Annotated in this window: 1 protein-coding gene; it reads left to right on the top strand. The window is 41.8% G+C overall.

Going from position 1 to position 562, the window contains the following annotated elements; translation table 11 throughout:
- Positions 1-52: 52 nt before the first annotated feature.
- The coding region (locus AB4486_RS27240; RefSeq protein ID WP_372119905.1) for a hypothetical protein at positions 53-562 on the top strand (510 nt) is incomplete at its 3' end.

Here is a 562-nt window from a genome sequence, read left to right as displayed (position 1 = left end):
TCTCTTCTGTTAACAATATGGTATTTTCAATAAAAACTATTAGGGCTAGGACATGGGTATATTTGATTTCATTTTTGGTAAGAAAGCCAAGCAAGAGACTAAAGAGCAGATACAAGAGGTTAAGCAAGCTCCGCAACAGTATCGAGATATCGCAACGCAAAACTCAGACGTTACAGACGGGATGGAGTTTCACGCCACATGTCAGTTACGCACTCCACTATCAGTTTTAAAACGACATGGTGAGATTTATAGGGGTGACGGTGAACCACCAACGTACGGTGAGCCTAGAGATGGAATCTGGACTCCTAGGGTATCAAGTGAGTATGACTTTCTATCGGAGGGACGAACGTCTGCATCAGACGCAGGTCCAATCAATACAGATGAGTACATTTCTTATGTAACGGGTATTAAAGAGATATTTGAGTCTAATGTATCGATAGACGAAAAAATGAATCTAGCTATTGCCCATGCTAGTGGTAACGAGGCTCATGAACGCATTGAAAAAGGTCTAATGACCTGTCATGACGAATCAAACATCGCTGACGTAATGGCTCGCTATATC

The organism is Vibrio sp. 10N.222.55.C6 (assembly GCF_041473395.1).
In the GTDB taxonomy this organism is placed as follows: domain Bacteria; phylum Pseudomonadota; class Gammaproteobacteria; order Enterobacterales; family Vibrionaceae; genus Vibrio; species Vibrio crassostreae_C.
This window is presented reverse-complemented; position numbering and strand designations above follow the sequence as displayed.